General features: G+C 63.4%; 13 protein-coding genes. 4 read left to right on the top strand and 9 right to left on the bottom strand.

What is annotated here, in order from left to right; all coding sequences use genetic code 11:
* Positions 1-29 precede the first annotated feature (29 nt).
* Both LC343_RS17485 and LC343_RS17480 read right to left on the bottom strand, forming a co-directional pair.
* Positions 30-1,820, bottom strand: coding sequence for a tetratricopeptide repeat protein (locus LC343_RS17485; protein WP_223478451.1), 1,791 nt, complete (start codon positions 1,818-1,820; stop codon positions 30-32).
* 113 nt (positions 1,821-1,933) lie between these two features.
* The gene (locus LC343_RS17480; protein ID WP_223478450.1) at positions 1,934-2,950 is read right to left on the bottom strand and encodes a polyprenyl synthetase family protein; all 1,017 of its coding nucleotides are present in this window, start codon (positions 2,948-2,950) and stop codon (positions 1,934-1,936) included.
* A gap of 142 nt (positions 2,951-3,092) precedes the next feature.
* Here LC343_RS17480 and LC343_RS17475 point away from each other — a divergent pair, with 142 nt between their 5' ends.
* Positions 3,093-3,314, top strand: coding sequence for a putative signal transducing protein (locus tag LC343_RS17475; protein WP_223478547.1), 222 nt, complete (start codon positions 3,093-3,095; stop codon positions 3,312-3,314).
* Positions 3,315-3,321: 7 nt separating this feature from the next.
* A complete protein-coding gene (locus tag LC343_RS17470; RefSeq protein WP_223478449.1) occupies positions 3,322-4,116 on the top strand; it encodes a tRNA1(Val) (adenine(37)-N6)-methyltransferase in 795 nt (264 codons plus the stop codon).
* Position 4,117: 1 nt separating this feature from the next.
* Here LC343_RS17470 and LC343_RS25380 read toward each other — a convergent pair whose 3' ends face one another.
* Positions 4,118-4,309, bottom strand: a complete 192-nt coding sequence (locus LC343_RS25380) for a DUF6455 family protein (RefSeq protein WP_428982601.1) — start codon at positions 4,307-4,309, stop codon at positions 4,118-4,120.
* A gap of 164 nt (positions 4,310-4,473) precedes the next feature.
* Complete coding sequence (gene purD, locus LC343_RS17460) at positions 4,474-5,754, bottom strand: phosphoribosylamine--glycine ligase (protein WP_223478448.1); 1,281 nt, start codon at positions 5,752-5,754, stop codon at positions 4,474-4,476.
* Between the two features lie 107 nt (positions 5,755-5,861).
* On the opposite strand from purD, the gene ubiA reads away from it, so the two are divergent.
* Positions 5,862-6,830, top strand: coding sequence for a 4-hydroxybenzoate octaprenyltransferase (gene ubiA / locus LC343_RS17455; protein WP_223478447.1), 969 nt, complete (start codon positions 5,862-5,864; stop codon positions 6,828-6,830).
* A 3-nt stretch (positions 6,831-6,833) separates the two neighbouring features.
* On the opposite strand, the gene LC343_RS17450 is transcribed toward ubiA, so the two are convergent.
* The 3 genes from LC343_RS17450 to LC343_RS17440 form a co-directional block, all read right to left on the bottom strand.
* Positions 6,834-7,397, bottom strand: coding sequence for a DUF6101 family protein (locus LC343_RS17450; RefSeq protein ID WP_223478446.1), 564 nt, complete (start codon positions 7,395-7,397; stop codon positions 6,834-6,836).
* Between the two features lie 246 nt (positions 7,398-7,643).
* A complete protein-coding gene (locus LC343_RS17445) occupies positions 7,644-9,053 on the bottom strand; it encodes an FAD-binding oxidoreductase (protein WP_223478445.1) in 1,410 nt (469 codons plus the stop codon).
* Entirely contained in the window at positions 9,050-10,033 is a 984-nt protein-coding gene (locus tag LC343_RS17440) for an L-threonylcarbamoyladenylate synthase (protein WP_428982600.1), read from the bottom strand. Before LC343_RS17440 ends, LC343_RS17445 begins: the two co-directional genes overlap by 4 nt.
* 149 nt (positions 10,034-10,182) lie before the next feature.
* Between LC343_RS17440 and LC343_RS17435 the strand changes: the two genes are divergently transcribed.
* Positions 10,183-10,653, top strand: a complete 471-nt coding sequence (locus tag LC343_RS17435; RefSeq protein ID WP_223478443.1) for a hypothetical protein — start codon at positions 10,183-10,185, stop codon at positions 10,651-10,653.
* A 175-nt stretch (positions 10,654-10,828) separates the two neighbouring features.
* Here LC343_RS17435 and glyS read toward each other — a convergent pair whose 3' ends face one another.
* Positions 10,829-13,129: a glycine--tRNA ligase subunit beta gene (gene glyS, locus LC343_RS17430; RefSeq protein ID WP_223478442.1), complete on the bottom strand. Its 2,301-nt coding sequence runs from the start codon at positions 13,127-13,129 to the stop codon at positions 10,829-10,831.
* A gap of 101 nt (positions 13,130-13,230) precedes the next feature.
* Entirely contained in the window at positions 13,231-15,159 is a 1,929-nt protein-coding gene (locus tag LC343_RS17425) for a DUF2207 domain-containing protein (RefSeq protein ID WP_428982599.1), read from the bottom strand.
* Positions 15,160-15,168: the final 9 nt, after the last annotated feature.

The following is a 15,168-nucleotide window of genomic DNA, read 5'->3' as shown; positions in this document are numbered from 1 at the left end:
GACGTCAGGCGGACAGGGGAATGGTGTTGTCAGCCGCCATTGCCGGTATCAGGAGACGCAGCGGTCTTGCCCATCGCACCATCGTCGATACGGCTCTCAGCGATCTGCGGTTCGCCGCCCGGCGTTTTGCTGGAGGCCAGTTTCGCTTCGATGTGCGCGGCATCGGCGGGTTCGATCTCCATGCCGAGCGCCTGCTCCCACTGATAGGTGGCCTCCAGCTTCCGGCCGACGCGCCAATAGGCATCACCGAGGTGATCGTTGATCGTGGCGTCGCGGGGGCGCAGATCGGTTGCCTTTTCCAGTTCGGTGACCGCTTCCTCGAAGCGTCCGAGCCGGTAATAGACCCATCCGAGGGAGTCGACGATATAGCCGTCGCGCGGTCGCCGCTCGACCGCCTTGCGGATCATCTCGAGCCCTTCGTCGAGATTGATGTTCATGTCGATCCAGGAATAGCCGAGATAGTTGAGCACATCCGGCTGGTCGGGCGACAGTTCCAGCGCATGCTTGAACGCGGCTTCGGCCTTGTCCCACTGCTTGATGCGCTCATAGGCGATGCCCATGCGGTAATAGAGCGGCCAGAAGGTCGAGTCCGAGGTGTCGATATGGGCAATGGCGCGCTCGTAGAGCGCTGCGGCTTCCTCGTACTCCTTGAGCGAGGCATAGACGCCTCCCAGCGCGAGATAGCCCCTGTATTCGTCCGGGTCGGTCTCGACGGCCGCCGCGAGGATTTCTTTTGCTTCCTCGTTGCGGTCGATATCCGCGAGGTTCAGCCCCTTTTGCAATTGGGCGATCCGGCCGTAGGACGAATCCGCGGGAATTTGCTCGTAGTAGGAAATGGCGCGCTCGGTCAGCCCGAGCCGCTCCGAAATTCCGCCGAGTTCGAAATAGATCTGCGCATTTTTTGGCGCGAGCACGCGCGCCATCTCCAGATAGAGTGCTGCGAAACTCTCGGCCCCGTCGCGATTGATCGCGGTGCCGACATTGAACAGAATCTCCGCGGCGCCGGATGCCGGATCGGCGATGCGCAATGCCTTGCGCGAGATATCGACGTCTTCCGGCGCCAGCGCCAGGAGCGCCGGATTGGCCGGTGCGATCTCCAGAGCCCGGTCGAGCACGGAACGGGCTTCCTCGATCTCGCCCTCACGGGCGAGGAGACCGGAAAAGGCTTCCGCCATCCGGATATAGGTCTGCGGCGAGGCGCTGCCGCCGGCGGTGTTGTCCATTCCGAAGCGGAAACGCTCGATAGCGTCATCCTCACGCCCGGCCGCATCGGCGATGAGCGCCCCGTGATAGGCGGTGAAAAGAACGAACCAGTCAGGCCCTTCGAGTGAGTCGATGGTTTTGAGCGCATTGTCGGGTTCGCCCGCGCCGAGCTTCGCCCAGGAGCGCATCACACCGGTCAGGAGCCGTTCCAGATCGCTTTCGAAGGTCAGGATCAGGGCGCTGTCGGCGAGGAGGAGGCGCCGCGAGCGGATCGCCTCGATACCGAGAACAACGCGCGAAACGCGCTCGATCTGGGGATCCTTCTTGAGTTTCTCCGCGATCGGCAGGGCCTCGTCGAACTCGCCATTGGTGATAAGCGCGAGCAGCAACTCCTGCTGGAGGGCGGCATTGTCCGGGTCGTAGCGAAGCGCTTCGGTATAGTAGGTGACGGCGGCATCGAAGTCGTTTTCGGCACGTGCGGTCGCCGCCGCAAGGAAGGCGCCTGACAGCGAATCGGCCGGGCTAAGCTGGTCTTTCGGTCCCCGCTCGGCCGATGCCGGGAAGGCCGCGAGGCCGGCGGCGAGAAGAAGGGCGGGGAGTGCGAAGGACCGTTTCATCGAATTCCAATCCGGGTTGCCGGTTTCATGGCGCGTTCGCGCACCAAATCACCGTGCGAGAATGGCCTTTTTATGGTGTCCGCGCAACGTGGCCGGATCGGCCGGCGCGCCGGTCAGTTGATCCGCGAGATGCAGAACTCGACCACGTCGAGAAGTGCGTTCTTCTGCGGTGACGGTTTGAGCGGCGCCAGAGCGTCGCGCGCGATCTCGCCGAAATGGCGCGCGCGCTGGATCGTGTCCGGCAAGGCACCGTATTTCAGCATCATGCCACGGGCTTCCTCGAGGGCTGCGTCGTTGTTCTCGCCGTTCTCGATAGCGTTCTTCCAGAATGCGCGCTCGGTATCCGTGCCGCGCCGGTAGGCGAGTACCACCGGAAGCGTGATCTTGCCCTCGCGGAAGTCGTCGCCCGTGTTCTTGCCGAGGTCTTTCGCGTTGCCGCCATAGTCGAGCGCATCGTCCACCAACTGGAAAGCAAGGCCGAGATTGAGGCCGTAGGAACGCAGTGCCGCACGATCCGATTTGGAGGCATTGGCGATGATCGGGCCGACCTCGGCCGCGGCCGAGAAAAGTGCCGCCGTCTTCGCCTTGATGACCGCGAGATATTCGTCCTCGGTGGTTTCGAGGTTCTTGGCTGCGGCGAGCTGCATGACCTCGCCTTCGGCGATCACCGAAGCCGCGGAGGAAAGAACGTCCAGCGCGTCGAGCGATCCGACTTCCACCATCATCTTGAAGGCCTGGCCGAGCAGGAAATCGCCCACCAGGACGCTCGCCTGGTTGCCCCAGATCATGCGGGCGGTCGGCTTGGAGCGGCGCATGTCGCTCTCATCGACGACATCGTCGTGCAGGAGTGTCGCCGTATGCATGAATTCGACGCTGGTCGCCAGCTTCACATGGCCTTCGCCGCTGTAGCCGAACATGTCGGCGGCGGCGAGAGTGATCATCGGACGAAGGCGCTTGCCGCCGGACGAAATCAGGTGGTTGGCGACTTCCGGAATCATCTCCACATCGGAGCCGGCCTTGGAGAGGATCAGTTCGTTGACCCGCTGCATGCCGTTTGCGACGAGATCGACGAGATCACTGATTCCCGCCGGTTCCTTCTTGTTTTCACCCAGTGCTACGACGACGCCCAAAACTAAGTCTCCAGATTGCGGGGCCACATTATGAATTCCGCTTTTGGCGGGCAAGCGGCGAATTGGCGCGTTAGGCTCTTCGTTTTCAACAGAACGGCGAAGAAATCTTGTAGCGCCGCGCCGCGCGGCCTATCAGGGGGTCATGGAAGAACTGTTGCGTACAAACAACCCCGTCACGCTGTCTTTTGTCGAGTCGCTGATGCGCGAGGCGGGGATCGGGGTTCTCGTCGCCGATGAGAACATGTCGATCATGGACGGTTCGCTCGGCATCCTTCCGCGCCGCGTTCTCGTCGATGCCGATCGCATCGAGCAGGCGCGCCGAATTCTCCGCGATGCCGGTCTCGAAAATGAACTGAAAGGCTGACCGGCATATGGCCGGGCCGGTTATAGACGGCATCGAGACGACCATCGATGCGTTTCATCGCGACGGCTTCCGCCTCGTCCAGCCTGCAAAGGGCGCGCACAGATCCGGCATCGACGCGATGATCTTGGCGGCAAGCCTACCTGACGGCTTCTCCGGCACGCTTGCCGATCTCGGCGCCGGGGCGGGTGCGGCGGCCTTTGCCGCCCTCGACCGCTACCCTCGGGCGACCGCGGTGCTCTACGAGAAATCTCCGCTGATGGCCGCATGCGCTCGCGCTGGGCTGGCGCTTGAAGGCAACGAGCATCTGAGAGACCGGGCGCAGGTGATCGAGGCTGATGTTTCGCTTGACGGCAAGGCGCGGGAAGCCGCCGGCCTGCCGCGGGAACGCCATGACTGGGTGATCGCCAATCCGCCCTTCAACGACCCGAGAGACAGGGCCACGCCTGATCCGGAAAAGGCCGGCGCGCATGTCATGCGGCCGGACCTTCTCACCCGCTGGATCAAGACCGCATGCGCCATCGCGCGGCCGGGCGCGGGACTGTCGATCATCGCGCGGCCGCAATCGGTGGTCGAGATACTGGAGGCGATGAAGCGCCGTTACGGAGCGATTTCGGTTCTGCCGATCCATCCCCGCGCATCGAAACCGGCAATCCGTATCGTCGTTTCCGGCATCAAGGGAAGCCGAAAGCCCATGGAGTTGGCGCCGCCATTGTTCCTGCATGAGGATGACGGCGGCAGGAAGGTCACCGCGAGGGCCTATGCGATCACGAATGGAAAGGCAGCGCTCAATCCCTGGCAGTAGTTCACGATTTGCGGTGCAGGGCGAACAACTGGGAGTTTCGGCAAAAATCGGGTGCGGTATCTCCCGCGCCCTCAAGCCAGCGCTCGCAAACATCGCTGTTGCGGCACAGAAGGCAGGAACGGGCGGCGGATTGCAGCCTTGCGCCGTCACCCTCAAGGCCGACCGACTCAATATCAACGTCAAGGCGCTTCATCATCGCACCCATCAGGTGAGCCTGACGGTCCATTCTTTTGCCAATGTTCGCCAACAGTCCCATAATACATTCCTTTCGAATTCGATGTCGAAAGAATTGCAGCCGTTCGCGCGTTCTTCTTTGATCTAAGACAAGGAAATCGCGGATTCGGTTCGGAGACTTGCCTACTCTTCCTTTTCCCGCGCGATCTCCCGCCAGCCGATATCGCGGCGGCAGAAGCCTTCCGGCCACTCGATCAGGTCGACTGCCTGATAGGCCGTTTCAAGAGCGGCGGTAACGGTCTTGCCCGTTGCGGTGACGTTCAGGACGCGGCCGCCATTGGCGACGAGATCATCGCCCTTTTTTGCCGTTCCGGCGTGATAGATCGTGACGCCTTCCGGCAGGTCGATCGCCCTGGGCAGCGAGATGACGGATCCCTTTTTGGCCGAGGCGGGATAGCCCGGTGCGCACATCACGACGGTGGCGGCCGCCTCGTCGCGCCAATGCACGCCCATCGATGACAATACGCCGTCCGCGGCCGCTTTCATCAGGACGAGCAGATCGTCCTTCAGCCGCGGCATGATCACCTGGCATTCCGGATCGCCGAAGCGGACATTGTATTCGATCAGCTTGGGGCCGGAACCGGTCAGCATCAGCCCGGCATAGAGAATGCCTGTAAATGGCATGCCCTGTTCCGCCATGCCGCGCATCGTGGGCCGGATGATGCTCTCCATCGTTTGCTCGATCAGCGCATCGGACATGATCGAAGCCGGCGAGTAGGCACCCATGCCGCCGGTATTCGGCCCCGTATCGCCTTCGCCGACGCGCTTGTGGTCCTGCGCGGTCGTCAGGGGCAGGGCGGTCTCGCCGTCGCAAATGCAGAAGAAGGACGCTTCCTCGCCTTCCAGGAACTCCTCGACCACGACTTCCGCACCCGCATCGCCGAAAGCGCCCTCGAAACAATCCTCGATTGCCGCGAAGGCCTCCTCCAGCGTCATGGCCACGGTCACGCCCTTGCCGGCGGCGAGCCCGTCGGCCTTGATGACGATCGGGGCGCCTTGCTGGCGAACGTGGTTCTTTGCCTTCGGCGCATTGTTGAACCGCCCGTATGCCGCGGTCGGGATGTCCATCCGGTCGCACAGCGCCTTTGTGAAGGCTTTGGAGCCCTCAAGTTGAGCGGCGGCCGCGCTCGGACCGAAAACCGGGATGCCCACCGCTTTCAATGAATCCGCGAGCCCGTCCACCAGCGGCGCCTCCGGGCCGACGACGACGAGGCCGATGCCGTTGACGCGGCAGAAATCCACCACCTTGCCATGGTCAGTCACGTCTAGAACGACACATTGGGCCACGTCCGCGATACCCGGATTGCCCGGCGCGCAGAACAGCGTCTTGAGGAGAGGGGAGGCCGCCAGTTTCGCCGCCAGCGCGTGTTCGCGTCCGCCCGATCCGATCAGCAAAACATTCATGGTCCGCTCCGTCTTCGATGCGGTTGCGGTACGGTCTGGGCCGCGCGCGGTCAAGCCGCAGGGCCCGACCCTTGACCTTTGTCCGCAGGCTTGTCACCAGTGCGGCCATGCAGGACACCATCCAGTCGCGTGGAAGTCAGGGCCGGGTCGCCGATGCGCCGTCGGGCCATTGGGTCTATCGCGCGCTGCCGCGCCGCCACTGGCCCTATGCCCAGCTGGCGCGCTGGGACCGTCCGATCGGCTGGTGGCTGTTGCTGTGGCCATGCTGGTGGTCGGCGGCGATGGCGGGGCTTGCCGGCGCGGGAAACACGGCGCTGACCTTCGCTCCGTTTCCCGACCCCTGGCATCTCGCCCTGTTTTTGATCGGCGCGGTCGCGATGCGCGGCGCGGGCTGCACCTATAACGATCTCGTGGACCAGAAGATCGACGACCAGGTGGCGCGCACCCGGTCGCGCCCGCTGCCGTCCGGACAGGTATCCCGCCGGCAGGCCTGGATTTTCCTCGTGAGCCAGGCGCTTGTCGGCTTCCTGGTGCTGATCCAGTTCAACCTTTTTGCCATCGGCTTCGGCATTCTTTCGCTGCTCGTGGTCGCTGTTTACCCGTTCATGAAGCGCATCACCGACTGGCCGCAACTGACTCTGGGACTTGCCTTTTCCTGGGGCGCATGGATGGGCTGGGCCGCGATCTACGGCTCGGTTTCGCTGGCGCCGGCACTGCTCTATCTCGGCTCGATTTTGTGGGTGATCGGTTACGACACGATCTATGCCCATCAGGACAAGGAAGACGACGCGCTTGTCGGCGTCCGCTCGACGGCGCGGCTTTTCGGCGAGAACACCAAGCCGTGGCTCTTCGGTCTCTATTCCGGCTCGCTCCTCCTGATCGGCGGAGCTTTTTGGGCGGCCGGCCTTCCGCTGCTCGCTTTTGTCGGCCTCGTGGCGGCAGCCGGGCACATGCTCTGGCAGATCCGCACCCTCGATATCGACGATGCGGATCAGTGCCTGAAACTGTTCAAGGCGAACACGGTGGTGGGTTGGCTCATCTTTGCCGGCATCCTGGCCGGCGCACTGGCCGCCTGAAGCTCAGTCCCGCGCGATGATCTCGACGCCGTCGAGCACCATACGGCATCCGAGCGTGCCCATGCGGCGACGCGCGAGGAAGCGCGGGCGGCGTTCGGTGAACATCGCGTGGTGCCGGCGCGCATGGCTCTTGTCCTTGATGACGTTCCGCGCGCTTTCGTCGAGCGTACGCGTAACGCCATCCTCGTCGACGATCAGCATCGGAAGGCCGAGAAGGTCTGACCATGTCTGCCAGTCCCTGGCGATGCCTTCGAGGTCGTGACCGACGAAGAGCGGCACGCAAAGTTCCGGATCGTGATGCATCAGTTCCAGCGTGACCAGAACGTTTTCCGGGCCGGTATACATGGCCCGCGCGGCGACGCCGGAGAAGGCGTTGACCGGCAGGGCTATGTTGAGCGGCAGGCCGGAGACATCCAGTTGGCGTTTCAGCACGCAGCCGTTCTGGTTCACGGTTATGTCCACATCGCCTGCGGCGTTGCGGGTCGCATAGACCAGTTTCTGCGGGAGTTTTGCCGGGTCGAGCCTGAATTCATGCCCGGCCCATACCGGTTGCGCACCAGTAGCCATGTTTGACGCCTCGTCTGTTCATCCTGAGAGTTGCGGGCGTTTTCGCCTCTGCGTCCCTCGTTCCCTGTTCACCGGCCATTATTGTTGTTCTGGCGGCCGGCTTGGATGTCACACTAGACGGTGTGCCCTGACTACGAGCTAAGAAACAGCGTTAAAAAAGGCTGATCTTTTAAATGGTTAGCAAATTGGAATCATGCAGTTTCAAATGCGGACGAGTCCCGCAACGGCACAATTTTGGCGCGGGTCTCAGATCACCTTGCCGGGATTCATGATCCCTTCCGGATCGAAGTCCTTCTTGATGCGCCGCATCAGATCGAGCGCGACCGGAGACTTGACCTCGGCCAGTTCGCCCCGCTTCATCTGGCCGATTCCATGCTCCGCCGATATCGAGCCGCCATGCTTGCCCACGATCGCGTGGACCGCGGGGGTGATCACCTCGGTCAGCGTCAGGAACACCGCCTTGTCGGCGCCGACGGGCTGGGAAATGTTGTAATGGATGTTGCCGTCGCCGACATGGCCGAAGGCGCAGATGCGCGATCCCGGCTCGATTGCCAGAACCGCCTTGTCCGCTTCGGCGAGGAAATCGGGGACACGGTCGACCGGGACCGAAACGTCGTGCTTGATCGAGCCGCCTTCCGGTATCTGGCTTTCCGACATGCCCTCCCGCAACCGCCAGAAATCGGCGCGCTGCTGAAAGCTCTCGGCGATGGCGCCGTCGAGGATCAGCCCGTGCTCCATGCCGTGTTCCAGCACGCCATCCAGCGTGGCGCGTGCATCTTCTTCCGAAATCCCCGACGAGATTTCCATCAGCACGTACCATGGATAATGCGTCGACAGCGGATCGCGCACGTCAGGCACATGCCGCGTCGTGAAATCGACGCCGATCCGCGCCATCAGTTCGAAGGCGGTGAGACCGGTTCCGGCGGAATTGCGCGCCCGGTCGAAAAGGGCCAGCGCTTCCTCAGGAGAGGGAAGGGCGACAAAGGCCGTGGCCCGGCCGGCGGGCTTCGGAAACAGTTTCAGGACCGCGGCGGTGATGACGCCGAGCGTGCCTTCCGCACCGATGAACAGGTTGCGCAGGTTGTAACCTGTATTGTCCTTCTTGAGCTTGTTGAGATCGTCGAGGACCTCGCCCGTCGGCAGCACGACTTCGAGACCGACACAGAGGTCGCGGGCCACGCCATGGGCGAGCGCGCCGGTTCCGCCGGCATTGGTGGAGAGGTTTCCGCCGACCTGGCAGGACCCTTGCGAGCCGAGCGACAGTGGAAAGAAGCGTCCCGCCTCTTCGGCGGCTTCCTGCACCGCCTGCAACACGACACCGGACTCCACCGTGATCGTGTTGCCGGCGGGGTCGATCTCGCGGATGCGGTTCAGCCGGGAGGTCGACAGGACGATCTCGTCACCGCTCTTGTCGGGTATCTGCCCGCCGACCAGCCCGGTATTACCGCCTTGCGGAACCACCGGAGTCTTCGTCTCGTTGGCAAGCTTCAGGATCGCGGCAACCTCCGCCGTCGAACCGGGTTTGACGACGGCGGCTGTCTTGCCGGTCCACCGGCCACGCCATTCCTTTAGATAAGGCGCGGTGTCCGCATCATCGGTCAGGACGTTGTTTTCGCCGCAGATTTCGACAAGGCGCTTGATCAGATCCGTCTTCATTTTTCTCCCCTGGGTGCGGCCGCCCGCGCCAGGCGGTCGTTGATCGCCTCTCCGAGCCCGCTCGAAGGGATCGGCTCGACAGCGATGGTCGTTGCGCCGGCGGCGTCCAGCCGGCTCATGAATTCGAACAGATTGGAGGCTGCCTCCTTCATGTCGGCGGCCTCCGACAAGACGAGGACCTCTTTCGCGGCGTTCGCGCCCGCGATGCGCACCGGCCCGAAACCGAGCAGCGCCTCTCCCGGCGCGACATGATCGGCATTGAGGCGCATTTGTGCGCGGGGCGCGTAATGCGAGGCGAGCATTCCGGGTGCCTGGATCGCTGCATTCGCCTCGGCGCGCACCAGGCTGCGTCCGACCACGGCCTCGATCTCCTCTGCGGCGACGCCGCCCGGACGAAGCAGCCGGACCGTCTCGCCATCGACCTTCACGATTGTGGATTCGACGCCGACGGCCGTCGGACCGCCATCGATCACCAGCGGGATCGCGTCGCCGAGACTGTCCGCCACGGCCTGTGCCGTCGTCGGGCTGATCCGTCCGGACCGGTTGGCGCTGGGCGCGGCGAGGGGCCGGCCGACAGCCGCGATCAGCTCCGCGCCGAAGCCCTGCGGCGCGCGCACCGCGACCGTATCGAGCCCTGCCGTCACAAGCGGATGAATGGCGTGATCGTCCCTGAGCGGCAGTACCAGTGTCAGCGCTCCGGGCCAGAAAGCGTCGGCCAGTTTGCGTGACAAGGGATCGAAGGATGCGAAGCGTTTGGCCATCGCGATGCCGGTCACGTGGCAGATGAGCGGATTGAAGGAAGGGCGTTGTTTCGACTCGAAAATCCGCGCTACCGCCGGGCCATTGGTCGCGTCGGCGGCAAGACCGTAAACCGTCTCCGTGGGGATCGCGACGACCTCGCCGGCAAGCAGCGCCGCACGCGCCTCGCGCAGGGCGTCTTCGCCCGCCTTCAGGATGCGGCACACCCGCTGTTTCGGCATCGGTTCCATGGCGCGACTGCTACACCCCGATCCGGGCGCGTGCAACGGCCCGGCGGCGGCCGTTAAAATTTGAGCGAAATCCAAAACGGCGCTTCAAGACGGTTTTGCTACGGTTCCGGCTGGGTGATGAGAAAACGGGGAACGAAAACATGAGCAGATTTGGTATTTTCGCATCCGCGACCTGCGCGGCCGCCTTGCTCGCATCCGCGCCGGCCCACGCCGATTATGTGATCGAGGAAGACCCGGCTTTTCCGTCGGTGCTTTTCGTCGAATTCGACAACACCACCACGCCGAAGGTCTATCTCGCGCCGTCGCCGGGCAGCATCGACATGACCGTCATCAATGGCGGTGACAATCCGGGGCAGATCGATGCGTCCACGACCGATCCGACCTCGCCGGACCTGCAAAACGCGGATCAGGCATCGACCGATCAGGACGCGGACGAGGAAGAGGACGACGAGGATTTCGACGACGACCAGACCGCGTCCACCTCGCCGATCGAGCAGCGCATCGAGGATCGTCTCCGGGAGCTGGATACGAGCGACACGGCCGTCGAGGATTTCATCATCGAGCGGACGATCGAGGACAACATCCTTAGCGATGCGGACCTGCTTCGCTGATCCAAAGGCAACACGGCAGCGAAAGCGCCCGCGCCAGTCGCGGGCGTTTTCGTTTCGGGGGATCGAACCGGGCTTAGTGCATTTCAGGTTGCAATAGAATCACAATGCGCAGCCTCTCGCCTTCGGCTCGAACGCGCATTCCGATGCTGATGTTTCTGCCAGGACCTGAATTGCGCTAGCCGGCGATCTTCGAGAAATCGGCGAGCTTGCGTGTCGTCGCGCGCAGCGAAGAGAGAAGCCGCAGCCGATTGACGCGGACGGCCGGGTCGTCCGCATTGACCATCACGCCCTCGAAGAAGGCATCGACGGCGGGACGCAGTTCCGACAGCGCGGCAAACGCCTCCGCATATTCCTCTTTCGCGATATGCGCATCGACATGGCCGGAGACGGCTTCGAGAACATTGGCGAGTTCGCGCTCGGCAGGTTCGCTCAGGAGAGACTTGTCGATCGCGCCGTCAAACGCACCTTCGCCGTCCTTCTTTTCCTCCGCCGCGAGGATATTCAGCGCGCGCTTGGTGCCCGCCAGCAGGTTCGCGCCGGCCTCGGTGTCGAGCATCGCACCGAGCGCCTCGACCTTGCGCACGACGATCAGAAGGTCATCGTCTTCCGGCGACAGGATCGCGTCGATCAGATCGTGACGCGCGCCGGAATCGCGGAGATAGACCTTCAGGCGGTCATGGAAGAAGGAGAGGAGGTCATTCAGAATCTTGCTGCGAACTTCATCAGAGCCCTCAAATGTTTCAGCGTTTTTTGCGAGATCCCGCTCAATGACCTGATCCATAAGCGAGTCCCCGCCAAGACTTGCTTCGAGTTCGCCTGCAATCTTAAATTCGCGATCAAGGCGAGGATCTCGAATGTGGTCCGCCACATCCTCCGCTGCGAAATTAAGAGTGGAGCCAATTTGTAGTCGTATCTTATTCTCCAGCAAAATCCGGATCACGCCCAGCGCGGCGCGGCGCAGCGCATAGGGGTCCTTCGAACCCGTCGGCTTCTCGTCGATGGCCCAGAAGCCGGTGAGCGTGTCGAGCTTGTCGGCTAGTGCGACCGCGATGGCAACCGGGTCGGTCGGGGCATCGTCGGTCGGGCCGAGCGGCTTGTAGTGGTCCTCGATGGCTTTCGCGACGTCGGGGTCTTCGTTCTGCCGTTCAGCATAGATGCGGCCCATCGCGCCCTGAACCTCTGGGAACTCGCCGACCACCTCGGTGGTCAAGTCCGCCTTGGCGAGCAGCGAGGCGCGACGGGCGTCTTTTGACTCCGCGCCGACCTTGGGGGCCAGCTCCTCGGCCAGTTTCGCGATACGCGCGACGCGCTCGCCCTGCGTGCCGAGCTTGGCGTGGAACGTCACGTTCAGCCGGTCGAGCTTCGCCATGCGCTGGTCGAGCGGCTTCTTGAGGTCGAGGCCGAATTTCTCCGCCGAGGCGGTCAATTCGCCGAGGTCGGGCAGGTCGGACTGGTCGGTCTTCCAGAAATGCAGCGCATCGGACAGGCGGGCGCGCACGACCTTGCCATTGCCGTGGACGATCTCCTTGCCGCCGTCGGATGCATCGATGTTGGCGACGAGGATGAAGCGATTGGTGAGCTGCTGCGTCTCCGGATCGCGGCAGACGAAGCACTTCTGGTTGGTCTTGATGGTCAGCCGCACCACTTCGTCGGGGATTTCCAGATAATCCCGCTCGAATTCGCCCATCAGCACGACAGGCCATTCGACCAGCCCGGACACTTCCTCCAGCAGCCCGTCATCCTCGACCAGCTCGACGCCCTGCGCGAAAGCGAGGTTGCGCGCGTCCGTCGCGATGATGTCCTTGCGGCGTTCCGCGTCGAGGACGACATGCGCCTTTTCCAGGCTCGAGACGTAATCCTCGAAACGGCGGACCGTGATCGGTTCAGGCGCGTGGAAGCGGTGGCCGCGCGTGACGTTGCCGGCGACGATCCCGTCGACCTCGAAGGCGATGACTTTCGTCTCCTCGGTTTCCGGTCCGAAGGTGCACAGGATCGACTGCAGCGGCCGCACCCAGCGCAGCGAACCGGGCTCGCGCGATGCCTTGCCCCAGCGCATCGATTTCGGCCAGGGGAAGTTGCGGATGATGCCGGGCATGATGTCGGCGATGATCTCCTCGGCGTCGCGGCCGGCCTTCTTGATCACCGCGACATAGAAATCGCCCTTCTTGGGGTCCGTGCGGATTTCCGCCTCATCGACCGAGGAAAGCCCGGCGCCGCGCAGGAAGCCGGCGACGGCCTTTTCCGGCGCGTCGGTACGCGGCCCCTTTCGCTCCTCCGTGATATCGGCCGACCGGGCGGTCAGGCCGCGCAGGTCGAGCGCCAGGCGGCGCGGCGTCCAGTATTCGCGCGCGCCCTCATAGGTCAGACCGGCATCGACCAGCGCGTCCGTGACGGCTTTCCTCAGATCGCCCGCCGCCTTGCGCTGCATGCGGGCGGGGATTTCTTCGCAGAAGAGTTCGAGCAGGAGGTCTGGCATGGTGGGTCCGGCGTAATCGGAAAAGTATGATCGGAAAGGGCTGTCGCGGGGCGAATAGCAAGCCCGCGTTGCGATGTCACGCGGTCAGGCGCATTTGCGGCCTACCAGCCGCCTCCGCCGCCACCACCGCCGCCGCCGCCGGAAAAGCCGCCACCGCCAGAAAAGCCCGACGACGAGGATTTCGGCTGCGGTAGCGAGGCGGTGAAGCTGTCCGACATGGAGCCGGCGAGGCCGCCCAGCGTGTCGCCGACGCGCCCGGTGTCGAACGGGCCGCTGCCGCGATACCAGCCGGGCCCGTGATAGGCGACGGCTGCCGCCGCACCCGCCGCCACGGCGGTTGCCAGCCATGTCTGGAACGCCTTCGACCACTGATCCTCGACATCGAGCGCGACGGCGTAGGGAAGCAGCTTCTCATAGTGTTGCGGCGACATTTTCGGCGCGCCGGCCATGTTCATGCGGTCTTTCTCGGCGACGGTCAGGTACCGCTTCAGCCCCTCTATCTCGTCGGACCGCTGTGCGCCGAGCTTCGTCGGCGCGCCCATCAGGAAGAAGAACAGCACGTTGAGCATGACCAGTGTCGCCAGTGCGCCGACAAGAAGCGGCTTGTCCAGTACATCGATGAGACCGGATGCGGTGAACAGTCCGGAATTGACGACGAAGGCGCCGACGAAGAACAGCATCATGACGAGCTGCAGTTTGCCGCCGAAACCGGAACGGGCGCGTTTTCCGAGATTGATCGCCAGGATGGTGAAGACGATGCCGATGATGCCGGCCGGGACGGCGAAGCCGATCGTCGCGTCGCTCAAGCGACCCAGGGCGAGGGTGGCGATGATCGTCACGATCGACAGGATGGCGCCCGGTACGATCCAGCCGATATTGAACTTGTAGAACACCGAGCGGTGTTCCTTCTCCATCGCGGATTTGAACTTGGAGGCGAGCGATTTCACCTTCGTGCCCGTTGCCTTGGAGACGGTGAGGGAACCGCCATAGCCGGCAATCTTGTTGAGCAGCGCCGCCTCGCCGACGGGGAACTTCGCGCCCGCAATCGGCTTTTGCGTGCGGCGTATGGTGATTGTCTCGCCGATATCCTCCAGCACGAGATAGCCCTGGACCGCGAGATTGATCGCCGCGGCCGAGATGGCCGGAAAGCCGCCTTTCTTCAGGCCCTTGTTCGAGATGTAGTGCGTCAGCGCCGGTGAGACGCCCTGCGGCAGGTCCCAACGCGGCACGACGACGCCGCCCGGCGGATCGCGTCCGACACGGACCCATGCCCAGAAATAGTAGAGCAGAACCAGCGTCAGCCCGCCGACGGCGATCAGCGTGCCGAGATTGTCGCGGATATACCAGGCGAATTTCTGCTCATCGCTCGGTTCGGCGATAACACCCTTCTGAAAGGCAACGACGACGGTCAGCCCTTCGCGCGGGCCGAGCGGCTGCGTGGTTTCGAAGGTTACGGCGTTGCTGCCTGCCGAAAGTGTCGAACTGGCGTTATGCGACGTCGCTCCGTATCCGCCGGTATAGACCTCCGTCTCGCTCACATCGGCGCCCTCGGGCAAGGTGATCACCGCGAAGGCCTTTCGGATCGGGAAGATCCACTCGGTGCCGGTGGCATTCCAGTAGACCTCGTCGTGATCGTCGAAGAAACGGACCTGACGGTCTGTCCGATAGGTCAGTTCGTAGGTGTGGACGCCGGGCGAAAGGAAGACGTCCTCCTGGCCCAGATAGACGCGCACGAACGTTCCGCCCTCGACGACACGAGTGGTTTCCTCGCGTCCGTCGCGGGTCGCCGAAATCAGTTCGAAACCGTTCCGGGCCGTGTTGCCGTTGGCGTCCTCGAAGGTGACCGGAAAGTCGCGATAGATGCCGCGCCGGATATTGCGGCCCTCCGCATTGACCCTGATCGTCTCGGTGACGAGGAAGTCGCCGTCCCGGCTGACATCGACGTCGCTGCGAAACAGCAGGATTTCCTCCGCGGCCAATGTAATCGCGGATGAGGCAAGCAGGACGAACAGCGCGAGAACTCTGCGCAGTACGGTTGT

The organism is Oricola indica, from assembly GCF_019966595.1.
GTDB lineage: Bacteria > Pseudomonadota > Alphaproteobacteria > Rhizobiales > Rhizobiaceae > Oricola > Oricola indica.
This window is presented reverse-complemented; position numbering and strand designations above follow the sequence as displayed.